General features: G+C 41.7%; 10 protein-coding genes and 2 tRNA genes. 8 read left to right on the forward strand and 4 right to left on the reverse strand.

The genetic code is table 11. The annotated features are described in order from the left end of the window. Nucleotides 1-94: 94 nt before the first annotated feature. The 7 genes from JXQ92_RS03905 to JXQ92_RS03935 all read left to right on the forward strand — a co-directional run bounded on the left by JXQ92_RS03905 (nt 95) and on the right by JXQ92_RS03935 (nt 17601). Nucleotides 95-167, forward strand: a tRNA-Gly gene (locus JXQ92_RS03905). A gap of 80 nt (nt 168-247) precedes the next feature. Beyond that, a tRNA-Leu gene (locus tag JXQ92_RS03910) sits at nt 248-331 on the forward strand. Between the two features lie 265 nt (nt 332-596). After that, nucleotides 597-2114: a 7TM diverse intracellular signaling domain-containing protein gene (locus JXQ92_RS03915; RefSeq protein ID WP_421985276.1), complete on the forward strand. Its 1518-nt coding sequence runs from the start codon at nt 597-599 to the stop codon at nt 2112-2114. A gap of 94 nt (nt 2115-2208) precedes the next feature. Further along, nucleotides 2209-2970, forward strand: a complete 762-nt coding sequence (locus JXQ92_RS03920) for a LytR/AlgR family response regulator transcription factor (RefSeq protein WP_421985277.1) — start codon at nt 2209-2211, stop codon at nt 2968-2970. Between the two features lie 20 nt (nt 2971-2990). Continuing rightward, a complete protein-coding gene (locus JXQ92_RS03925) occupies nt 2991-3875 on the forward strand; it encodes a hypothetical protein (protein ID WP_421985278.1) in 885 nt (294 codons plus the stop codon). A 169-nt stretch (nt 3876-4044) separates the two neighbouring features. Then, complete coding sequence (locus JXQ92_RS03930) at nt 4045-17139, forward strand: Ig-like domain-containing protein (protein WP_421985279.1); 13095 nt, start codon at nt 4045-4047, stop codon at nt 17137-17139. Nucleotides 17140-17172: 33 nt separating this feature from the next. Then, entirely contained in the window at nt 17173-17601 is a 429-nt protein-coding gene (locus tag JXQ92_RS03935; protein ID WP_421985280.1) for a hypothetical protein, read from the forward strand. A 304-nt stretch (nt 17602-17905) separates the two neighbouring features. Here the strand turns inward: JXQ92_RS03935 and JXQ92_RS03940 are convergent, their stop codons facing one another. Continuing rightward, a complete protein-coding gene (locus JXQ92_RS03940) occupies nt 17906-18412 on the reverse strand; it encodes a glycosyltransferase (protein ID WP_421985281.1) in 507 nt (168 codons plus the stop codon). 435 nt (nt 18413-18847) lie between these two features. Here JXQ92_RS03940 and wecB point away from each other — a divergent pair, with 435 nt between their 5' ends. Then, complete coding sequence (wecB, locus tag JXQ92_RS03945; protein WP_421985282.1) at nt 18848-20011, forward strand: non-hydrolyzing UDP-N-acetylglucosamine 2-epimerase; 1164 nt, start codon at nt 18848-18850, stop codon at nt 20009-20011. Between the two features lie 73 nt (nt 20012-20084). Here the strand turns inward: wecB and JXQ92_RS03950 are convergent, their stop codons facing one another. The 3 genes from JXQ92_RS03950 to JXQ92_RS03960 all read right to left on the reverse strand — a co-directional run bounded on the left by JXQ92_RS03950 (nt 20085) and on the right by JXQ92_RS03960 (nt 22593). Next, nucleotides 20085-20450 carry a hypothetical protein gene (locus JXQ92_RS03950; RefSeq protein ID WP_421985283.1) on the reverse strand — a complete coding sequence of 122 codons (366 nt, stop codon included), beginning with the start codon at nt 20448-20450 and terminating at the stop codon, nt 20085-20087. A gap of 9 nt (nt 20451-20459) precedes the next feature. After that, on the reverse strand, nt 20460-20609 hold the full coding sequence (locus tag JXQ92_RS03955) for a DUF5989 family protein (protein WP_421985284.1): 150 nt from the start codon (nt 20607-20609) through the stop codon (nt 20460-20462). Between the two features lie 121 nt (nt 20610-20730). Further along, nucleotides 20731-22593, reverse strand: coding sequence for a carbamoyltransferase (locus tag JXQ92_RS03960; RefSeq protein WP_421985285.1), 1863 nt, complete (start codon nt 22591-22593; stop codon nt 20731-20733). Nucleotides 22594-22777 lie beyond the last annotated feature (184 nt).

Raw genomic sequence — 22777 nt, forward strand, 5'->3', positions numbered from 1 at the left:
GGATTTTTTTTAGCATAGTCGTTGCATATTAAAAGCCCTTCACTAAATTTGCATTCCGTTTCGCAGCAAGTGCGAAATTTGAGTATTGAAATAAGCGAGAGTAGCTCAGCTGGTAGAGCACGACCTTGCCAAGGTCGGGGTCGCGGGTTCGAATCCCGTCTCCCGCTCAATAATTAGAGAAGCGCGATTTAATCACGCTTTTTTAATTTAGAGTCATTAACAATTTTACGACTACCTAGTAGTCGATGCCGGAGTGGTGGAATTGGTAGACACGCAAGACTTAAAATCTTGTGCTCTTCTGAGCGTATGGGTTCAAGTCCCATCTCTGGTACATAAAAAGCCCCTTTTTAAGGGGCTTTTTTGGTTTCTAGATTCTGGGTATAATCTAGGTACATCGATTTTGACCTTGGAAATGGTATTTTGGTTAGTTTTCCATTGAACATGAGAGCTATTTTAAAGAAACTACCAACAGAACTTATACATAATATTGTTGAGCAATTCCGGTTTAATTTTTCTCTGGTGCGAATATAGTTTTTCATTTCTCCTATCTTCTTTATCTTCAAAGCGAGTTACTTCCCGTAATCACCAAAGCGCAAATGATTCTTTTCTTGCTCCATCAGGCACCAAACGTCTTTGAGAACCCTCCAACGGAACTCCGGAGTCTACTCCTAGGGCTTTTCTTTGGTTTGATGTTGGTTATGGCACTTTATAACCTTTTGCTGTATTTCTCTTTAAAAGATAAAGCCTATTTACTCTATGTAGGAGTAGTGGTATTCAATATACTCACTACGCTAGCTACCAATGGTTTAGGAGAGGAATACCTATGGCCTGGCCGACCTGGGTTAGATGCCAATATCTACGTGACTTTTGCAGGTATAAGTATGGCCTTTTCTAGCCGTTTTGCGGCTGTTTTTCTACAATTGAAAGAGAAGCATAAACGCCTGGATAGGTTCATGTGGTCGGTTGCAGGGTTGAGTTTGTTCATGACCCTCCTTACACTTTTTTTTACCGTCAATGAGATAATTGGGTTTGCTCGCTGGCTAGTGCTATTCTCTTTCCCATCCTACATACTGGTCGGTTTTATTGTCTATAGAAAAGGGTTTAAACCAGCTCTTTTCTATTTAGTAGCATGGATACCTTATATCCTTGGTATTGTAATCCGGACCTTACATGGTGCAGGTTGGCTACCAACCAACTTCTTTACAATCACTTCGATTGAAATTGGTGGTGCCTTGGAGATTATCTTGCTATCGTTTGCTTTGGCGGACCGTATCCGTGGCATGCGAAGAGAGATTGCTGAAAAAGAATTGGAAAAAGAGCAGTTCAGGACAAAACTACTGGAAGAACAGAAGGTAGTTTTGGAGCAGAAAGTTGATGAGCGTACGAAAGAACTCTCTGAAGCTAATGCTACAAAGGATAAATTCTTTTCAATTATTGCCCACGATTTAAGGAGTCCTATGATAGGGTTACAGGGAGTAGGGCAAAAATTGGAGTACTTCATTAAAAAGAATAAACAAGAAAAATTGCTGGAAATGGGCGGGCAAATTGATCAATCTTTAGATCAATTGAATCACCTACTCAACAACTTGCTCAATTGGGCCACATCACAAACTGGAGGAGTACCGCATAACCCTGATTCAATAAATATCACCGAGTTAATTGAAGAGAATATTGAGCTTTATAAATCTTTGGCTGAGTCCAAAGAAGTCAAGTTGATCAATGAAGCGAGGTCATTACATGTTTATGTTGACTCCAATACTACTTCAACCATCATCAGAAATATTTTGAGCAATGCTATCAAGTTTTCACCTGAAGGAGGAAAGGTCACCATATCAACTGATGAAGTTGATGCCTTGGGGCAAGTGACAATTCGGGATGAAGGTAAAGGCATGAATCAAGAAACCATTTCCAAACTCTTTGACGAGAACCTGCAAAGTAAGCTGGGAGCTAGAGGTGAGAGAGGTTTTGGCTTGGGGCTGAAGTTATGTAAGGAGTTTGTTGACATGAACAGTGGTACAATTACAGTGAGTAGCCTAGAGGGAAGTGGTACTACCTTCACCATATGTCTGCCGAAGGAAGCAAAAGGAATATTAAGATCAATTGATGTTGCCTGATGCTATTCACACCATAATATTGTGCTTTCATGGACAATCATTGCCTTTTTACGCCCATCTGCAATAGTGTAATTTCTATTCAAACTATCTTACCATGACTGAAACCAACCAAGAAGACCAGAGACAAATGAAAGTCTTAATTGTTGAAGATGAAGTGAACTATGCAGACACGCTTGAGATGTTTGTTGATAATCTTGGCTATGAGGTAGTTGGTATTGCCAGCAATGGTAAGAAGGCCATCGATTTGTTCAATGAGCACGGGCCTGATCTGGTATTGATGGATATAAATCTGGACGGTGAATTAAGCGGAATAGACCTGGCCAGGATTTTTCAAGGTCAAAGAGCCACGCCAATCATTTTTATCACTTCTTTTGACGATAAGGAAACCTTTGGCAAGGCCAAACAAACCGGGCCTTATGCTTACCTAATCAAACCCTTTGAACCAGAAACGCTGCAGAGGAGTATTGAATTGGCGCTCCAGCATGCCTATGCCGATGGCGAACAGGTGTTTGAAAATAACGAAGAAGTTGTCTTAGCCAAGTCATGCTTTTTCGTGAAGGATAGAAACAAGCTGATCAAAATCAAATTGGAAGAAATCCTTTGGGTAGAGGTGGAAGACAAATATTGTATGCTTCACACGAAGGATAGGAAATTCACACTCCGACAATCCTTAAAAGACTTAGCAGAAAAATTAGATCCGTCAATCTTTGTGCAGACTCATCGATCATTTATTGTAAATGCTTCAGAGATTCAAGACATAGATATGAGCTTATTCATTGTGCGCATTAATGGTGCTGAAGTACCCTTAGGTCGCGCACATAAAGATGAACTAGTCAAAAGATTACAAATGCTTTAAAACTCAACAAAACAAACAACATGAGCAATACAGAAAATTCCGATTGGAAACCAATAGATATTTCCAAGCTACAACCGGGCGATATTCTGATTTATGAAAATCAGGATTTTAATTTTGATGACTTTAATAAGGAACTGGATAAAAGCTACAATAATGCTGCTTTCTATGTACTGCTATACATGATTGCCTGGTTCGACCCGGGAAAAGATCGTTTGAATTATAAAAATTACTATCATGCGGCTGTTTGGGGGACAATCAGAGGAGAAAAGGACAATAGCTTAACCACTGGCGTTGTGGGCATTGGTCGATCAGGAATCAGCGTTGGAGGGGGGATTCATGCAGGGGCTGGGGTCCATATGACCAAATCAATCAGAGTGGTTAGATGCAATAAGCCTGAATTTGACCCATTCAAACTGAACGATGCGCTTCAAGAGTTTTACAACAATCGGAAGCATATACCTTATGCCTACGATAGTGCGTATCTATTAGCGATACTGTGCACCCTTCGCTATAAAGATGGGACGCTAAGAGAACTACTGGAACAACAGTTAGGTAAAGATTCAGCTTGGATACCCTTCTTTTATGGGCTGGCCTTGTATCTGGTGAATGAGTATATGTCTCGTCATCAGGATTCAATGGTGGTGTGCTCTACCTTGGTGAGTATGGCTTATGTGAATGCTGACTGTCCTTTGAAAGTTCTCGATTTTGAAAGTGGAGGGAATCTAGGTTCTAGTTTGTTACTCAACTTGCCTTCAGACCTGCCAAACCGTATACAAGAAATGGAGTCTAAAATTGCTGGATATTCTGCCTTTCCTGACATCCCAATTCCTGACACGTTGGTTACTCCAAGACAGCTCTTGGAATCTCCCGACACTTTTAATTTGGGATATTTCGGAGAGATATAATTAAGAAAGAAACGTTTCTAAAGACTGGTTCAACGCACGTTGAATCGGCTTTTTTTATGCCATTCCTTTGAGCCCTGCTTTCGCACCCAAAAAACTGTCGTTCACGCACATTGCCCTCTTCAATATGCTTTAAACAAGCACTTTCACCATGATTTAAACTCTTAAAATCATGTGTGTGTATCCCTTTTCCCTCAAGCAATTCTTTAAACCAGTTGTCATTTGTTTACTAATTGTCAGTTTCGGAATTCAACAAGCCTCAGCAGTAGCTATTGAGAATGGTGACCCTATTAAAATCTTAAGCGCTCCTGTAATCCATTCATTTACCACTCCTGCAATAGCAGGTATGGAAGTGTTGATAAAAGGAGAAAACTTCACTGCAACTTCTGTTGTTAGTTTTGGTGGTGTAAATGTCACTTATTTTGAAGTGGTTTCGGCTTCTGAAATAAAAGCGACAATAGCCAGCACTACCTCGGGTTCAGTTTCAGTGACTACCCCTTCAGGTACTGCTACCAAATCAGGCTTTGTGTTCGGTAGTATTGGTGATTTGGAAAAACCTTTTAATGCTTATGAATCTGGGTTTCTATGGGACAATGGAACGCTTAATGACTTTGGAGTAGCCTCCGTCCAGAGAACTGTAGATTTCAATCCTTTCACTTTCGTAGGTCCAGAGATTTCAGACGAGCGAGGCGTATATACTTTTGAAATCTTTTTAGAAAATTTCCATACTTTTCCAGGTCGTAAGGTGCCTACATTCGGACTAGCAAGCGCTCCTCTGGCTGATCGCACACATGATTTGGGAACTTTGAGCAAAGAATGGGGTCTGGTTGTTGATGGAGACAAAATAGGAGAAGGCAGCACTTCTAGCTATTCAAGCAGTATTATAGTGACGGATAGGTTGAGAGTTGTTTATAACGCGACCAATCAAACGCTTTCTTATGAACGGAAGCCAAGTTCCGGTAGCTTCACTGCATTGGGAGACGCCTTTACGAATGTTACTCCGGATGTTGGTGAAAACCTACATTTGGCAGGCTCTGTTAATTGTTTGGGCAGTTGTGTTTTTATATTAGAGGATGCATCACTTCCAGAAATAGCGATAGGCGGAACAACAACTAACTTCGGGGATGTTAATGTTGGCACTCCTTCATCACAGACCTATACCATTTCGAATACCGGTAAAACAGATTTAAATATCACAGGAGTCTCCAATGTCTCTATTTCAGGTACGGATGCAGCGGATTTTACAGTCACAACACAACCTTCTGCTACCATAGCTAGTGGTGAATCAAGCGACTTTGTGGTGAAGTTCGACCCTTCTTCAATTGGTAATAAAAATGCCACGGTTACCGTAAATTCAAATGATTCGGATGAGGCAGAATATACCTTTAAGGTGAAAGGAAATGCCTTAGCTTCTGGCCCACAAATCAGATTGACTAAAGTTGATGTCCCCAATAATCGGGTAATCATCAAGAACTTTGGTGGAACTGCTCTTGACATCAGTGGTTACTGGTTCTGTCATAGCTTTGCTTATCACCAGGTAAGTGATGGTACTGTTGTAAATGGTTCAACCAACCTGGCCGCAGGTGCACAAGTTGAACTCACCTTATCACAAGCCCTAAACAATGCAGGATCAGATTTAAGTTTCTACTCAAGCCCTTCCTTTGGCGCATCAGCGGCTATGGTAGATTTTACACAGTGGGGCTCCGGTGGTAATGGGAGAGAAAATGTAGCCGTGGCCAAAGGCATTTGGACAGCTGGGCAGTTTGTGAATGCCACCGCTACCGAGATCTATTATGGTGGAACAGGGACTGAAAATGGGCTTTCAAATTGGAGTACAACACCTCTTGACAATACAATCAGTTTCCCTGAAGATAATTTTGGTGGTGGCTATGATACAGATGGCATAGTAAAGATGGCTACTGCCGATTTCGGCAATGTAACCTTTAAAGCCACTGATGATGGTACAAGTACCGCCTTTGCCTCACTTGCAGGGATTGCTGGATCGCTCAACAGAGGTTTAGTTCATGCGAGTTTTATTTCTACGATCGCTTCAGATGATGGTTTGGGATACACCTCAAATGCTGGTGATGGAGCAAATGGGTTTTGGTTTGTTTTTGCCACTGACAATGGAAGTGAATTCAAGCTTAAAGGCTTTGACTTACAAGAAATTTCGGGGGTTTTTACCACATACGAAGTATTGGGTTTCAGGGACGGAGTTCAAGTGGTTAGTGAGAGCGTTACCGTAACTCCAAGCTCTACGAATACAGTTGAAACTTTAACTGAGATGGATTTTCAAAATGTAGATGAAATTCGCATCCGACAAAAAACAACTGGGTACTATGACTCAGGAGTTCCAGGTATGGATGGGACTATTTTAAACAACATTATCTTAGAAGCACCTGTGACCAATACAGCACCTACGGCCACAAATGTTAATATCACCGGCACTTTGAAATCGGGAGAGCAACTCACAGGTACCTATACTTGGGCAGATACTGACAATGGTGATACAGAAGGTGGATCGACCTTTAAATGGTATCGATCAAATGACGATGCTGGTATTGGTAAAACTGAAATTGCTGGGGCTACAACGGTAAATTACACACTGACCAATGATGATATCAATAAGTTTATCAGTTTTGAGGTAACACCAAATGACGGTACCACGGCTGGCACTCCTGTAGAAAGTAGTTTACAAGAAGTGGTAAGTCCATTAACGGTTAATTCCATCGTTAGACAAACACCGACCACGGCTAGCATACCATCCACCACCAATCCTGTATTTCGAGTTACTTTTTCTAGAGAAGCGAGGAATGTAAGTACGGACGATTTTCTAGTCAACTCAACAGTTGGTGGCACCATCAATAATGTGAATGCTGTAGATGCCAAAACCTATGATGTGGCTATCAACAACTTAACCAACACCAATGGTACCTTAGCCCTGCAAATCAAAGGAATTGATGGCGCCACAGGAACCAATGACATTGTTTTCGTTGCAGGCTTTAACAATGGCACAGCTGCGCACCAACAAACTACCGAGAATGACTTTTTGAATCAGTCATTGATTGGTCAGTCATTTACCGCAGCGAGTAATAATTTTTTGACTGCATTTACACTTTTTGCAAGACCTGATAACCACACTTTTTCAGGAACAGCCAGGCTAAGAATTTTTCAGGGTGATGCTTCTCAGTCTTCCGTTATGAATGATGCGATTGCCGTAATTTCTGATGAAACCGTGAATATTACTACAGAGACAAGTGCAGCTGGTCAAACTTTTACCTTAACCACACCGCCTCAACTGACTTCAGGAACCATATATAGTATTGTTCTCGATAATTTTACAGGTTCAGGAGATCGAGCATTTTTTGCTCATACCGCTGGAAGTTTATCTGGTGGTAGAGCTTTTTTTACGAATGCAAATAATACCAGTCATGCTGCTTTTGATTTTATGATTGACATCTTTGAGGGAACAGAAGTAGACGGTGATGCGCTTTTCGACCAAGCTCCAACAACCGATGAAACTTATACTGTTACAAGTGTTAATTTACCCCCAACAGCATCCAATGTTAACTTTTCGGGAACTTTAGTAGCAGATGAAATACTTACTGGGTCTTACGACTACTCAGATGCAGAGAATGATATAGAAAGCGGTACCACCTTTCGCTGGTTACGAGCCGATGATGCACAAGGCACTAATCAAGTAGCGATTACAGGAGCCACCAGTCAAACGTATACGCTTACTGCCGATGACTTAGGTAGTTTTATCAGTTTTGAAGTAACGCCTAATGACGGTATCACTGCGGGTACACCCGTAGAAAGCGCGTTGCAGGGCCCCATACCTGTGGTAGCCATTACGACAATCGCGAGACAAACGCCAACCGATGCAATAACCAACGCTGATCAAGTCGTATTTAGGGTCACATTTGATGGAGCCGCTAAGAATGTTGATATAAGTGATTTTTCATTAAGCGGAACTGCGGCAGGTGATGGCACCGTGTCAACAGTAACTCCCGTGAGTGGATCCATTTATGATGTGACTGTCACTGGTTTAACAAACTCAAATGGGACAGTTAACCTGGATATCAAAGGCAATGCTACTACAAGTGGCAGCAACGACATAACAAACGATCCCGTTGTTCTTGATCAAAGTCAGAATAATGTGAGTGGTCCTCAAAGCTCTAATAATGCTATAGGACAATCATTTATAGCAGGTAAATCCGGAGGTTTAACTAGACTAAGTGTTTGGACACATGCATCCAATACTTATGTAGGCACAACAACACTTACAATCTTGAATGGTGCCGGGGGCGCAGGTTCAGTTATATCTACAACAACAGTCAATATTACCGGTACAGCTGGCGAGCATGTCTTTGACATTGCTAATCCGCCTATACTCACGAGTGGACAAACATATACATTTTTTCTTGCGGGAGTCAGTCCTAGAATCTTTCTGGACATTAATGGCGCTGGGGGGTATAATAATGGATCTATGCGCTTATTTGGTGATTTTATAAATTTAGATTTGGACCCACTTGATCTAAGGTTCCAAACCTTTATTACGCAGGGCACAGCCATTCCTTTATCTTCGCTTGCTCCAGCTACCGATGAAACCTTTACGATTTCCAACAATGTTGCCCCAACAGCCACAAATGTGACCTTTACCGGTATCTTCCAAATAGGTCAGCAACTGACCGGTGCTTATACTTTTACCGATGCCGATAATGATCCAGAAAGTGGATCGACCTTTAAATGGTACCGCTCTGATGATGCTGCAGGTACAGGTAAAACTGAAATTACCGGTGCTACCACCGTAAACTACACACTGACCAATGATGACATCAATAAGTTTATCAGTTTTGAAGTGACTCCCAATGATGGCACCACTGCAGGAACTCCAGTAGAGACTACAAGAACTTTGGTAGCCAATGTATTCATTACCTCCATCGCCCGCCAAACTCCAAGTGGTGCCACCACCAATGCAGATGAAGTGACTTTCAGAGTGATCTTTAGTGCCGGTGTAGCTAGGGTATCAGCCGATGACTTTATATTGAGTGGAACAGTCGCTGGCGATGGAACCGTATCATCTATTACCAGGATAAACGGGAGTACTTATGATGTAAAAGTAACAGGCATAGACATTTCAGAAGGTACCATCAACCTGGATTTGAAAGGAGCAGATGCTGCAGGAACCAATAACATCATCAAAGCAAACGAAGTCCGGGATGCCACCAATAATGGTAACCTGATGCAGGACTCTGGTGGGGATACTTTCTTTTGGCAATCATTTGTAGCCGAACAAACCGGCTTGTTCCATAGCGTGACCTTGAGGAAATCTGAGTTTAGTCATACTTATGAAGGTACTGCCACTTTGAAATTGTATATCGGAGAGGGGACAGGAGGAACTGAATTGGCCTCTCAGCAGATATTCACAAGCCAATCAAGTGGAGACGAGACTTATTATTTTGAATTGCCTGCTAGCATCTTTCAAGGGACTCAATATACCTGGTTTTGGCAAGCTGGTACTGGTACAGGAGCTACAGGTTTCTCTGGACAGACTGGTAACTCCTATGGTAGTGGTAGAGGTCTGTCGGAACAGTTCCCTGCTGCTACTTCGCTGGACTGGTATTTTATCACACAAACGATCACCGGTGCCATCGAAGACTTAGGATCTCCTGTACCAACAACAGATGAGACTTACACCATTGTGAACCCACCAATGGCCAATAATGTGGCCATTTCGGGCACTGCCGCGATTGGTCAGCAATTAACTGGTTCATACAGCTATAGCGACCCTCAATCCAATGCAGAGAGTGGTACTACGTTCAGGTGGTTCATGGCTGATGATGCTAATGGAACAGGCAAAACGGCCATTAGCAGTGCCACAACGACAACCTATACAGTACAAGCGGCTGATGCGGGTAAATTCCTCGTTTTTGAGGTGACTGCTTCGGATGGAACCAAAACAGGTGATCCGACCGAAAGCGTTGCCGAGCAAGTTCAGCTTCCGCTGAGCATTCAATCCATTGCCAGACACACGCCAACTACTGCCAATATCACCGCAGACATTGACCCTGTTTTCAGAGTCATTTTCTCAGAGGACGCAGATAATGTGACAGTCGATGATTTTGTCCTGAACTCAACAGCAGGGGGTACTGTCAGCTCATTCAATGCAGTAGATGGAAAAACCTATGATCTGACTGTCAACAGTCTGAACAATGTAGATGGCGCCTTAGGACTGAAAGTGAAAGGGATAGACGGAGCTGCAGGCACCAATGATGTTAGTGCATCAGAGTTTGTGAATGGTGCGGCCACTCATCAGCAGACCACAGAAAATGATTTCCTAAATCAAGCCAGAATTGGCCAGTCCTTTACTGCCGCTAGCAATAATTATTTCACAGGGTTTACGCTTTTTGCTAAACCTGGAACACATACTTTTTCAGGAACCGCCCGATTGAGAATTATCGAGGGAGATGCTTCCAACTCCACCGTGTTGAATGACGCTAATGCCGTGCTAACAGAGGAAACAGTAAACATTTCCAGCGGTACGGATGCAGCAGGACAGGCGTTCATTATCACTAATCCACCACAGTTGACTTCTGGTATGGCTTATAGTCTTGTGTTGGATCTATTCACAGGTAGCGGTGATAGGGCCTATTTTGCCCATACCGCAGGTAGCTTGGCGGGAGGCAGAGCTTTCTTTACCGGCTCTCACAATGGTCATGCAGGCTTCGATTTTATGATCGATATTTTTGAAAATCCCAAGGTGGTCAAAAACCTCTTTGATCAGGCACCAACAACCGATGAAGCCTATATTGTTGAAGAAGACCTGGTGAAGCCAACGGTAACCATTACCAGTAATGCTAGTAATCCTCAGAATGGTTTTTTTACAGCCACTTTTACTTTTTCAGAAGATGTTACGGGTTTCGCAGCAGATGACATTACAGTTGTAAATGGAGCCGCAGGCAATTTTCAAACTACGAGTGCTAAAGTCTATACGGCTACCATTACCCCGACAGCCACAGATGAAGTCACTATAGATGTAGCCGCTGACAAGGCGCAGGATTTAGTCGGTAACAACAATACTGCCGCTACTCAGCTAAGTGTGACCAATGATCAAACCAAACCAACGCTGACAATAACGGCATCTGCCGACCCGACCAGTGGAGCCTTTACCGCCACCTTTACTTTTGATGAAGACGTAACGGGTTTTACAGTAGAAGATATCTCAGTAGGCAATGGCGCAGCAAGTAATTTTAATGCGACCAGCGCTAAAGTATATACTGCTTCTATTACACCTACTGCAGATGGAGCAGTGACAGTAGACGTGGCTGCAGATATAGCACAAGATGCTGCACTTAATACCAATACTGCGGCAACGCAACTAAGTATAACCAATGATGAAACAAGACCTATAGTAACTATTACCAGTACGAATATCACTGGATTTGCCTTGGGAGAATTTCCTATCACCATTACGTTTAGTGAAAGTGTAACCGGTTTTGTAGAAGGGGACATCACGTTATCCAATGGAATAGTGAAAACCGGTACTTTCTCTGGCTCGGGAACTACTTATATAGCTACTATTGAAGGAACAAACCATGGAACGGTTACTGTGGATGTAGAGACTGATAAAGCCAATGATGCAGCAGGAAACGGCAATACTGCAGCCACACAGTTCAGCATTGAAAATGATGTAATCTCACCGAATGTAACGATTTCCAGAGATGGGAGCTTTCTAATAAATGGTCCGTTTACAGCCACCTTTACTTTCGATGAAGACGTGACAGGTTTTACCATAGACGATATTTCTTTGAGTAATGGGGCTGCAAGTAATTTTAGTACCACCAATGCAAAGGTATATACCGCTACCATTGCACCTATAGTCGATGGTGAAGTAACCGTTGACGTACCGGTGTTGGCAGCCACTGATATAGCAGGGAACTTTAATAATGCTGCTGTACAACTCGCAGGAGATAATGATGAGACAAAACCAACGTTGATCATTACCCCGGATGCCAGTGAGATGCTTGCCGATAACTTTACGGCCGCCACTTCATTTGACGTAGTGATTCAGTTCTCTGAAGATATTTTACCTTTCGATGAGTCGAATGTGAGTTTGACCAACGGCACATTGAGTAATTGGACGGGATCGAGTACAGGGGATGATACCTTTACCTTCACTTTTACCCCAACCGCTCAGGGGCCATGGAGTATCAGTGTAGCGGCAGACGAGACCTTCGATTTTGCAAACAATGGCAATGTAGCTGCTTCTGTTTCCGGAACTTTTGATACGGTGGCGCCTACCTTGACGATGACAAGTGATGCAGATCCAACCAACGCCCCATTTACACTGACCATGACTTTTAGTGAGCCCATGAGAGACTTTGTCTCATTGGATGATGGTGGAAGTTCCTCAACTATCACTAACGCCAATGTTTCCAATGAACAGGTCAACAATGATGGAAGTGTTTATACCTATACAGTGATCCCAATTAATGAGGGAGATATGACGATCACATTCAGCAACTTTGATGCTGTTGACAGGGCAGGTACGGGTATTGCAACGAACAAAACGCTCACGGTGGAATATGATAATACCGCACCTACCGTTGTAATTACCGCTTCTGCTGATCCAACGAGTGGTGCCTTTACAGGAACTTTTACCTTCTCAGAAGATGTCAGAGGTTTTGAAGTAGGAGACATTGTTGTCGGCAATGGGACAGCCAGCAATTTCCAAAGGACAAGTGCTAAAGTTTATACGGCTACCGTTACACCGACTGCTGATGGAAATGTGACCGTAGATGTAGCAGCTGATAAGGCCAACGATGCAGCAGGAAACGAAAATATCGTTGCTACCCAACTGAGTGTTACCAATGATGAGACTAAGCCGGCTGTAACAATTACGGCTTCCGATGACCCTCAGAGTGGAGCTTTCACGGCAACTTTCACTCTCTCAGAGGATGTGACTGGATTCACATCGGATGATATTTCAGTTGGAAATGGAGCTGCCAGTAACTTTAATACGACTAGTGCAAATGTTTATACGGCAACTATTACTCCAGTAGCAGACGGTGCTGTCACTATCGATGTGGCTGCCGATAAAGCGCAAGATGCTGCCGGTAATAATAACACGGCTGCTACTCAGTTGAGCGTGACCAATGACGAAACGAAGCCAACGGTTACGATTACCAGTGATGCCAGTAATCCTCAGAGTGGAGCATTTACTGCCACATTCACATTCACAGAAGCTGTAACTGGCTTTGTGATCGGAGATATCTCAGTAGGCAATGGCTCAGCCAGTAACTTTAATACGACTAGTGCAAATGTTTATACGGCAACTATTACTCCAGTAGCAGACGGTGGGGTAACTATTGATGTGGCTGCTGACAGAGCTCAAGATGCCGCCGGCAATAACAACACGGCTGCGACTCAATTGAGTGTGACCAATGATGAAACCTCACCTACGGTGACAGTGACCAGTGATGCCAATGACCCTCAGAGTGGAGCATTTACTGCCACATTCACATTCTCAGAAGCTGTAACTGGCTTTACATCAGATGATATTTCAGTTGGAAATGGAGCTGCCAGTAACTTTAATACGACTAGTGCAAATGTTTATACGGCAACTATTACTCCAGTAGCAGACGGTGCGGTAACTATTGATGTGGCTGCCGATAAAGCGCAAGATGCTGCCGGCAATAACAACACGGCTGCGACTCAATTGAGTGTTACCAATGATGAGACTAAGCCGGCTGTAACAATTACGGCTTCCGATGACCCTCAGAGTGGAGCTTTCACGGCAACTTTCACTCTCTCAGAGGATGTGACTGGCTTTACATCAGATGATATTTCAGTTGGAAATGGAGCTGCCAGTAACTTTAATACGACTAGTGCAAATGTTTATACGGCAACTATTACTCCAGTAGCAGACGGTGCGGTAACTATTGATGTGGCAGCCGATAAAGCGCAAGATGCCGCAGGCAATAACAACACGGCTGCGACTCAATTGAGTGTGACCAATGATGAAACCTCACCTACGGTGACAGTGACCAGTGATGCCACTGACCCTCAGAGTGGAGCATATACTGCCACATTCACATTCTCAGAGGATGTGACTGGATTCACATCGGATGATATTTCAGTTGGAAATGGAGCTGCCAGTAACTTTAATACGACTAGTGCTAGTGTCTATACGGCTACCGTTACACCGACTGCTGATGGAAATGTGACCGTAGATGTAGCTGCCGATAAAGCGCAAGATGCTGCCGGCAATAACAACACGGCTGCTACTCAGTTGAGCGTGACCAATGACGAAACGAAGCCAACGGTTACGATTACCAGTGATGCCAATGACCCTCAGAGTGGAGCATTTACTGCCACATTCACATTCTCAGAAGCTGTAACTGGCTTTACATCAGATGATATTTCAGTTGGAAATGGAGCTGCCAGTAACTTTAATACGACTAGTGCTAGTGTCTATACTGCAACCATTACCCCAACGGTTGACGGTGCGGTAACTATTGATGTGGCAGCCGATAAAGCGCAAGATGCTGCCGGCAATAATAACACGGCTGCTACTCAGTTGAGCGTGACCAATGACGAAACGAAGCCTACGGTGACAGTGACCAGTGATGCCAGTAATCCTCAGAGTGGAGTATTTACAGCCACCTTTACTTTTTCAGAAGTTGTAACTGGCTTTACATCAGATGATATTTCAGTTGGAAATGGAGCTGCCAGTAACTTTAATACGACTAGTGCAAATGTTTATACGGCAACTATTACTCCAGTAGCAGACGGTGCGGTAACTATTGATGTGGCAGCCGATAAAGCGCAAGATGCCGCAGGCAATAACAACACGGCTGCGACTCAATTGAGTGTAACCAATGATGAAACTTCACCTACGGTGACATTATCATCGGCAACAACCAGTCCAGTGAATGGTGTTTTTATGATTACTGCACAGTTTAATGAGCCTGTGTCAGGTTTTGATGCACAGGACATCACATCGGATGGGGTGATCTCAGACTTTACGGCTGTCGATGGAGATACATACACGTTCTCAGTAGGCTCAGTAGGTGCTTCTGTCACTGTGAGTCTTATGACAAATGTGGCAACGGATGCTGCAGGTAATGCAAACATGGTTTCAAACACACTAAACCTGGCTTTCGATATCACACCACCTAATGCACCAACGATTGGTTTATCAGCTGCTTCAGATTCTGGAGTCAGTGAAACTGATAATGTAACCAGTGATGATACGCCAACTATAGAAGGTACAGCAGAGGCTAACGCTAAAGTAGAAGTGTTCGTGGATGAAAGTAGTATAGAGACAACAGAAGCTGACAATTCAGGCAATTGGAGTTTAACACTGACTACATCACTATCTGAGGGGAATAGATCGATCACTGCTACAGCCACAGATGCTGCACAGAATTTAAGTGAGGCGAGTTCTGTGCTGATGATTACAGTAGATACTTCTGCACCAGCTATGCCTAGTACAGTTTCAATTAGTGATGATACTGGAACCAATAGTTCAGATGGTGTTACAAGCGATAATACTTTAGGCATTAACGGTATTGCAGAGGCTAATTCTACTGTGGAAGTATTTATCGATAATAGTAGTATTGGTACTACTACGGCAAATAATGCGGGAACTTGGAGTCTTGATCATACCGGAACAAGCTTAAATGACGGCACACTAGCAATAACTGCAAGGACAACAGATATTGCAGGGAATACCAGTAGTCAAGGGTCGGCATTACCAGTTACCATTGACACAAGTAATCCAACAGCTACCTTAAACTCGGCCGCAGTGGATATTGTCAACACTAGCTTCAATACTACAGTCACTTATGATGAGGGAGTTGAGAACTTCGAACTATCAGATGTAACTGTCATCAATGGTACAGCCAGTAACCTACAAAGCGTTACAGCAGGTAGGGTTTGGACAGTAGATATTACCCCAACGACAGATGGGACTACATCTGTTAGCTTGGCGATCAATACGGCTAATGACATTCCAGGTAATGGTAACAATGCTAGTAATACATTGTCGAGAACTTTCGATGGTACAGCCCCGACAGTAAGCAGTGTAACAAGACTGGACGGAGATGGACTGAATACGGCAACAACTGAGGCCAGCTTCAGGGTAGTATTCTCAGAAGATGTGAAAGGTGTAGATATCACAGACTTTGAAGTCAGCACTACAGGCACAGCTACGGCTGCGGCCAATTCAGTAACTCAAGTAGATGGTAGTACTTATGATGTAAATGTTAATGGTATCTCAGGAGAAGGAACGATTGGCCTGAAAGTGAAGAATGATGATAGTATAGAAGATAGAGCTACTAACCCATTGGGAGCAATTTTCAATACAGGAGCAGTGTATACGACCAATTTTGCCCCGACAGCAATCAACACCTCTTTAAGTAGCATTAGCGAAAACAATGAAGTAGGTGATGCAGTGGGTATGCTCACTAGCACTGATGCCGATAATGCTGATACCCATACTTACGCATTAGTATCCGGTACAGGAGATACAGACAATGGTGCATTTACGATCAATAATGATCAATTACTAGCAGCAGAATCCTTCGACTTTGAAACAAGGGATAGTTACAGCATTAGAATAAGAACAGAAGATAGTAATGGAGGTAGCTTTGAGCAAGTATTAGCAATTACTATTGGCAATGTGTTAGAAGCTTCGATTATTCTGACGGCAACAGACAATGCTTTTGATCAAACGATACTAGGCTTTACCGAAACAAAGATCTGGACAATAGAGAACAATGGAGAAAAGTCAGTAGAAATAAGGGCTACGAGCTTGCCAGCTGGTTTTAGTGTTACTCCAGCCTCAGTAATCCTGGCAGTTGGAGCTACGACTAATATCAGCATCAATTTCACTCCGCAAGAAGCCAGACAGTACTCAGGTACAATCACTTTCAATTATGAAGGAAGAGATGTTTCAGCCTCAGTGACAGGAGAAGGAGTGATTGTCACCAGTATTGACAATGGAAGTATAGTTGAAGAAAGGATAGGGATTTATCCAAATCCAGCGACTGATCGACTGACGATAGACTTATCAGAGGCAGGGGTTGGTAAATTGAATATAGAAGTAGTTAATGCTTCAGGCACACGCATGTTCAACTTAAATGATTATACGAAACAGCGCTTGATTTTGAATGTGTCGAGCTATGAGCAAGGGGTATATGTTCTAAGCTTTAGTAGTGGTAAATCAGTGGTCAGGAAGAAATTACTGATCAGGAGATAATGAGAGGCAGATAAATCATAAAGAAAGAGAAAGATGAAGAAGATAAATATATATATGATCGTATTGTTTGGGTTTGTTATGACAGCTGCCACGGGATGTAGTAATGACGACCCAATGGTGAATATCAGTCAGGAAGAAGCCTTCCAAAGGTTATCGGGCCAGTGGGGTTTTGGTATTGATGGTAGTATTGCGGTAGATGGTACAGATGTGAGTGCTAATTACCCAGGCTTTGCATTATCCTTTTCCGATGGTACTTATGCAACTACCAATGGCGCAGATCTCTTTGATGCCACTGGCACATGGGAATGGACCGATGAACAGGCAAGATCCCTAAGATTGAATGATGGTAAGGAAATTAACATACAAACTCTGACTGACAACAAGTTTGTGTTTGGTTTTAGCTTATCTGGTGCAACAAGGTCAGGGATTAACGGGAACTATACTGTAACAGTAAATAAGTGATCCTTAAAGATCTTTTTAACAATGAAAATTGTTTACGGGTTTAACTTGAAGTCATGTTAGCTCCATTGCAAACAGGCCTACCTTTGATATTGGTACTATTAATTAATCCTTACGAAGATTTAATTAATAGTCTTAAGTTTTTGTGCTCTTCTGAGCGTATGGGTTCAAGTCCCATCTCTGGTACATAAAAAGCCCCTTTTTAAGGGGCTTTTTTGGTTTACAATTCTTGTGTACTACAATTTTGGCATGTCTTTATAACTTTCATTGCTCATTCCTCGAGAGAAAGAATGGTTTTTCCTTTAACTTAAAATAGGTCAACATACGTCTCGATATTTTTTTCTATGTCTAGAGGAAGCACCCTGTCTAAAGCCAACTTTGTAAAGGAGTCTAAAAGTTGTGGGCTGTCAATGCAGAGCCTCATGGCCTTGCTAAAGGAATAGGTTTTACCGACGGGCACCAGAATACCATGTTTTACAATCTCAATATCTCCTAATCTTTTATGGGGTACAGTCGTTGTTCGAGGAGAAAGAAGCTCTCGTGGGCCATAATCACAATCTGTGGCAATTACAGGGAGTTTACAGGCAAGTGCCTCCGCTATAACATTGGGTGAGCCTTCATAATCAGAACAGAGTACCAAGCAATTGGCTTTGAGCAGGAAAGGAATTGGGTTATTTACCGAACCAAATACTCGAACCTTATCTTTTATGCCTAATTCATAGATAAGGTTTTTCAAGAAATGGTTGTTGGTATCTTCTACAATCAACCAAAGTTCGCATGCCGCTGCTTGTAATTCGGCGAAGGCATGTAGCAAAAGGATGTGATTTTAGGCGCGTCCGTAATTTGCTACATGAACAATATGAAATTCTCTGTTGTAGTAGAGCTGTGATCAAAAACTTCTTTTGAAGCTAATGAGATTCGGAATATATCGGATCTGTTGAGGGCTCATCTTGAACTTGTGTTCTTCTGATTTTATGGTTTCAATATTTCTAGAAATACATAATTGGAATAAAGGTGCAAGCTGTAAACCCATTTTTCTTGTTGCTGCCATAAATGTTAACTTGTTTCACACCTCTTGGTAATAAATATTTTAACTTAGATTATTCGTTTCAACTTAAAAAAGTGATTGAAGTTTCGTTTTTCATTTAAAAGAAGAGGAAGGCAATTCTTCTCCATCTAGAAACATTGAAACTTTATAATTTTGACGAATTGAGTACCTAATTGAAAGATTGCCTAAGAAACTTAATCCATGAAGATTTTATCAGTAGTTGGTGCAAGGCCTAACTTTATGAAGGTAGCACCCTTTATCCACGAAATTCAACGATATAACCGCGAAAATGATAAAGTAATAGAACACATTCTTGTTCATACTGGCCAGCACTATGATCCTTCGATGTCTGATATCTTCTTTGATCGATTAAAAATTCCGAGACCGGACTTTAACCTTGGAATTGGTTCTGGAGGCCATGGTGAGCAATTGGGCAGCACAATGATTGAATTTGACAACCTTTTGCAGAATGTCCATCCGGACTGGGTTGTAGTTATTGGTGATGTTAATGCTACGTTAAGCTGTTCAGTAATTGCCAAAAGACATCATATTAAAGTGTGTCATATTGAATCGGGGTTGCGCTCCTTTGACAAGAGAATGCCGGAGGAGATTAATCGGATGGTGACTGATAGTATTTCTGATTTATTACTTACGCCTGATAACATATCATCAGATAACTTGAGAAAGGAAGGAAAGTCGGAAAAAAACATACAGTTTGTGGGCAATATTATGATCGACACTTTGGTGAACAATGTGGAAGAGGCTCGGCTTTTTAATACCAATGACATAATTGAAAATAATCGATTCAAAAACGATAAGAAAAGAACATTTAAGGTAGAAGAAGGCAGTTTTGGTCTAATGACTTTACATCGGCCGTCTAATGTTGATCACTATGAAGTGTTAAGCGATTTTATCAAGACATTGGATCAAACGATTTGTCCAAAATTACCGATAGTGTTACCCTTACATCCAAGAACTGAAAAACAGCTAAAGACTTTTGACTTATGGGATAAGTTTAATGCTATCGAAAACCTTATTTTACTTAAACCGATAGGATATCTTGAATTACTAAAGTTGAATACCATAGCTAAACTATTTATATCTGATAGTGGAGGCATTCAGGAAGAATGTACCTATTTAGGTACTCCATGTATTACCTTGAGAGATTCCACTGAAAGACCGATTACTTTAAAAGAACACGGAGGCGTGTCAGTGCTTGTTGGAACTAACATATGTTTGCTTGAGACGTCTTTTGAGGAGTTTCTAAATAAGGAAAGGCAACCTCAAAAACCTCAATATTGGGACGGAAGAACGGCAGGAAGGTGTTTGAAGGCAATTCAAGACTATGATTCATCTTTCGGCTAGGATCTCCTGTTCTTGGGCAGTGATCTAAACCCAAAATTATACCGAAAAAAAAGACGTCTTTTTCAATAAAGGTTCACCAAGGGTTTTCGAATGATTTTTTAGTAAATGATTTTTTAGTATTAATAAATAGGCTATCCGATTTGTTTTTTAGTGACAGCGGATTCTTTTTACTAATTCTCGAAAGTGTGGCAATAGGGAAGAGTACGAGATAAAAAACGATACTCATCAGAATATTTGGGACTATCAAGCTTAGAACCCATGTTAATTTCGTCCATAGCCAATTGATTTTTATACTTAGGTAGTCAGATAAAAGTGCTGCCAAGCCTATTAATGTAGCCACATAAATTGCCCACTCTTTTTCGGTGAGTAAAAAAATAATTAAAAAGCCTACGGTTATAGTTAACGCTGTTTTAATTGGGTCAATTTTACTTACTGCCATAGCATGTCATTAGAAAAGGGTGTATATAAAGGGCGCAAATGTGCTACCTCCTCCCAAGACAATTAATACCCCTAACAATAGTAAAACAATAATTATAGGAGCAAGCCAGAACTTTTTGCGTTCTTTCATAAACAGCCAAAGGTCTTTTAAAAAATCCATGAATCCATTTTATACTAACTTGAGGTGAGATCAAATATTTTGACGTAAATATTTAGCAATAACCTCATTTCTTTAATTCTTTTAAATATATACCATTAAACCACCTTTAAAAAATGGGCTATTAGTCTTGTTTAAATTTGACTCTCCATTTCTCTGGCTTTTCCCAATCAGGCTGGTCTTTTTTAAAATAAACAAAATCATTAATCACTAGGTAGTCCATTTCTGTACTCATAAAACATCGATAAGCATCATAAGGAGTGCAAACTATTGGTTCTCCTCGTACATTAAAACTCGTATTGACCAAAAGGCCATAACCCGTTTGTTTTTTGAACGCATTAATTAGCGCCCAATACTTGTAGTTGGTGTTTTTATGCACAGTCTGTATGCGTGCAGAAAAGTCTAAATGTGTGATAGATTGAACGTCACTCCGTTCCGAGTAAAGTCTTTCCCAAAGTGTACCAGTTTCATAACCCTTAGGAAGTGGTTTGCGCCTGCTCTTATTAACTGGAGCCACCATTAACATATAAGGAGAGTCGATATTCAAGTCAAAGAACTCATTTTTGTCTTCTTGCAGAACTGAAGGGGCAAATGGACGAAACCCTTCTCTGTATTTAATTTGAAGGTTTAGTTTCTTTTGCATTTTTGGATCCCGGGCGTCTGCTAGAATACTACGATTTCCTAATGCTCTCGGCCCAAACTCCATTCGATCTTGAAACCAACCTACCACCTGTCCGTCCGCAATCTTACTGGCTACCTCTTTTACTAGTGTATCAAAAGACTCGTGTTTGGTGTAAACTGCCTTTGCCTTTTTACTCATGGTAGAAATTTCTTTTTCAGAGAAATTAGGCCCAAGGTAAGCCCCTTCCATGATGTCCATCTTTGTGAAGGCTCTGTCTTTTTCAAAGTATATATGATAAGCACCTAATGCAGCACCCAAAGCTCCACCAGCGTCACCGGCAGCAGGTTGAATATAAATATTCTCAAAAATATCCGACCGGATTAATTTGCCATTAGCCACACAATTAAGAGCCACGCCTCCTGCCATACATAGGTTAGTAGTATTAGTAACTTCCTTAGCGTGTTTTGCCAGCTTTAGCACTATTTCCTCAGTAACTTCCTGTATAGCTAATGCTAAGTTACAATGATGTTGCTCTAATTTACTCTCATCTCTTCTTACAGGAAAACCAAATAACTTTTCCCACTTAGTATCTTTGGCCATCTTCAGCCCTGTAGCATAATTAAAATAAGATTGGTCTAGCCAAATTGATCCGTCCTCTTTAATGTCTACAAGTGTTGATTTTATGGTTTTCTTAAAACCCTCTGTCTCTTCAGAACCTGAAACCCCATAAGGAGCAAGTCCCATTAACTTGTACTCTCCTGAATTTACTTTAAAACCAAGAAAATAGGTAAATGCACTATAGAGTAGACCCACAGAATGTGGAAAATGCATTTCCTTAAGGAAAGAGATATTGTTTCCTTCTCCAATTCCGATAGACGCAGTACTCCACTCACCTACACCATCAATTGTGAGGATAGCCGCCTTTTCAAATGGCGACGCAAAAAAGGCACTGGCAGCATGTGATAAATGATGCTCTTGAAAAAGAAGTCTCACTTGCTTTTTTGTATATGGCCCAACTTCTTTCAAGCCATCAAATATCTGCTTCTTCAGAAACATTTTTTCTTTGAGCCAAACAGGTATTGCCTTTACAAATGAAAAAAGGCCTTTAGGAGAAAAAGCATAATACGTTTCTAACAGTCTCTCAAACTTTAGAAGAGGTTTGTCATAAAAGACTATGGCATCTAATTCATCGACCGCTAGCCCAGCCTCTTCAAGACAATATTTTATAGAGTTGATTGGGAAATCAGCAGTATGCTTTTCTCTGGTGAACCGTTCTTCTTGTACTGCGGCAATAATTTTTCCATCAATTACAAGAGCTGCTGCTGAATCGTGATAAAAAGCGGATATTCCAAGAACTTTACTCATTTGATAATTTTGGCTGACATACTTAGCAACCAATTTCCTGCGATTCAGATTGATTGGGCTTCTCTTACCGAAGATAGACTATCGAGATTTAATATTAGCAATTTAGTAGAAAGTTGATTCAGGCACACTCTAAAGTTTGATGTAAAGTTGATTATTTCAACATGAGATTTTATATATTGAGTGT

Origin of the sequence: Roseivirga sp. (assembly GCF_049099775.1) — a bacterium.
Taxonomy (GTDB): domain Bacteria; phylum Bacteroidota; class Bacteroidia; order Cytophagales; family Cyclobacteriaceae; genus Roseivirga.

What these genes read in the sequence shown, in the direction of transcription:
- JXQ92_RS03935 (WP_421985280.1), top strand. Translation starts at nt 17,173, where the DNA reads ATGAAGAAGATAAATATATATATGATCGTATTGTTTGGGTTTGTTATG.
- JXQ92_RS03955 (WP_421985284.1), bottom strand. Translation starts at nt 20,609, where the DNA reads ATGGATTTTTTAAAAGACCTTTGGCTGTTTATGAAAGAACGCAAAAAG.
- JXQ92_RS03960 (WP_421985285.1), bottom strand. Translation starts at nt 22,593, where the DNA reads ATGAGTAAAGTTCTTGGAATATCCGCTTTTTATCACGATTCAGCAGCA.
- JXQ92_RS03925 (WP_421985278.1), top strand. Translation starts at nt 2,991, where the DNA reads ATGAGCAATACAGAAAATTCCGATTGGAAACCAATAGATATTTCCAAG.
- JXQ92_RS03915 (WP_421985276.1), top strand. Translation starts at nt 597, where the DNA reads ATGATTCTTTTCTTGCTCCATCAGGCACCAAACGTCTTTGAGAACCCT.
- JXQ92_RS03930 (WP_421985279.1), top strand. Translation starts at nt 4,045, where the DNA reads ATGTGTGTGTATCCCTTTTCCCTCAAGCAATTCTTTAAACCAGTTGTC.
- wecB (WP_421985282.1), top strand. Translation starts at nt 18,848, where the DNA reads ATGAAGATTTTATCAGTAGTTGGTGCAAGGCCTAACTTTATGAAGGTA.
- JXQ92_RS03950 (WP_421985283.1), bottom strand. Translation starts at nt 20,450, where the DNA reads ATGGCAGTAAGTAAAATTGACCCAATTAAAACAGCGTTAACTATAACC.
- JXQ92_RS03920 (WP_421985277.1), top strand. Translation starts at nt 2,209, where the DNA reads ATGACTGAAACCAACCAAGAAGACCAGAGACAAATGAAAGTCTTAATT.